Annotated in this window: 2 protein-coding genes; both read left to right on the top strand. The window is 66.3% G+C overall.

The window, feature by feature from the left end; all coding sequences use genetic code 11:
- Positions 1-13: 13 nt before the first annotated feature.
- The gene (locus tag L0G76_RS16115; RefSeq protein ID WP_304358135.1) at positions 14-1090 is read left to right on the top strand and encodes a bile acid:sodium symporter family protein; all 1077 of its coding nucleotides are present in this window, start codon (positions 14-16) and stop codon (positions 1088-1090) included.
- Positions 1087-1658, top strand: a 572-nt coding sequence (locus L0G76_RS16110) for a GNAT family N-acetyltransferase (protein WP_304358134.1), incomplete at its 3' end; no start/stop codon positions are given. The genes L0G76_RS16115 and L0G76_RS16110, both read left to right, overlap by 4 nt.

Raw genomic sequence — 1658 nt, 5'->3', positions numbered from 1 at the left:
CTAGTCTGAGTTCATGTCCGACTCATCCACGCCACCACCATCGGGGTCGCAGCAGACACCGAACCCGCAATCCCAGACGGGACAGACGCCGACGTCGTCCACGCAAGCACCGCGCTCCGACCGCAGTTCGATCATCGCTGTCACCGCGCTGCCGGTCCTCGTCGTCATCGCGGGGGTGCTCGGATTCCTCAGCCCCGACACGTTCACTCCCCTGGCACCCACGATCACCTGGAGCCTCGGCGTGGTCATGTTCTTCATGGGCCTGACGCTGACCCTGCCGGACTTCGCCAGAATCGCCAAGAAACCATGGATCGCCGCCCTCGGCGCCGCCACCCAGTACATCGCCATGCCGCTGCTCGGCCTCCTCGTCGTCACGCTGTTCGGCCTTCCCGCAGAGATCGCCGTCGGCGTCATCCTCGTCGGCTGCGCGCCCGGTGGCACTGCCTCGAACGTCGTGACCTATCTGGCCAAGGGCGACACCGCGCTGTCGGTGTCGATCACGACGCTGTCGACCCTCCTCGCACCGGTGCTGACTCCCCTGCTGACACTGTGGCTGGCGGGTTCCTATATGGACGTGCCCTTCTGGTCGATGTTCGTCTCGATCTGCCAAACGGTGCTCGTGCCGGTCATCGTCGGTGTCCTCGTCAGGGTCGTGGCCTCGAAGCTCGTCGACGCGATCGCCCCGATTCTGCCCTGGCTGGCATCGATCGCCATCGCCTACATCGTCGCGATCGTCGTCGCCGGTTCCGCCGACTCCATCGCCTCGGCGGGGCTCCTCGTCCTTCTGGCGGTCATCACGCACAACGTCCTGGGGCTGGGCATCGGCTACGGAGTTGCAGCCGCCTGCCGCTTGGACACTCCGACCAGGCGCGCGCTGTCCTTCGAGGTGGGCCTGCAGAACTCCGGCCTCGCCTCCACCCTGGCCACGACCTACTTCTCCCCCTTGGCCGCCCTTCCGGGTGCCGTGTTCAGTGTGTGGCACAACGTCTCCGGTGCGCTCCTGGCCTCGGTGTACGCCCGCCGGCCCTACAGCACACCACCGCGTGAGCAGCCCGGTGAAAACAGCAGCTCCCAGGAGGCCGCGCTGTGACCGACGCATCGGGCACCGTTGGATTCTCCGAGTTCGACCAGGAGACGATCACCCTCGCCGACAAGCGGTACCTGATTCGTCGTGCGACCACGACAGATGTCCCCCGGCTGGTGTCCCTGCTGCGCGATGACGCGCTCGGCGCCGGTCGCGAGGGCACACTTCGCGCCGGTCGCGAGGGCGAAGGATCCGACGCCGAGGATGCCGCCGCCTACCAGCATGCCTTCGGTCTCATCGACGCCGATCCCAATCAGCTGCTGACAGCAATCGACGATGTCACGAACGTTTCCCAGTCGAACCATGCTGGTGAGCAGCTGCCCGCCACTGTCGGCACCCTGCAGCTGACTCTCATCCCGAGCCTGTCACGACTGGGGTCGACGCGGCTGCAGATCGAAGCGGTCAGGATCGGTTCCGACGCGCAGGGTCTCGGCCTGGGCACGGCGGTCTTCGACTGGGCACATGACTGCGGGCGACGATTCGGCGCAGCGATTGCCCAACTCACGACCGATAAGACGCGCACAGATGCCCAGCGCTTCTATGCACGTCTGGGCTACGAGGCCAGTCACGAAGG

This window comes from Brevibacterium picturae (assembly GCF_030453725.1).
In the GTDB taxonomy this organism is placed as follows: Bacteria; Actinomycetota; Actinomycetes; order Actinomycetales; family Brevibacteriaceae; genus Brevibacterium; species Brevibacterium sandarakinum_A.
This window is presented reverse-complemented; position numbering and strand designations above follow the sequence as displayed.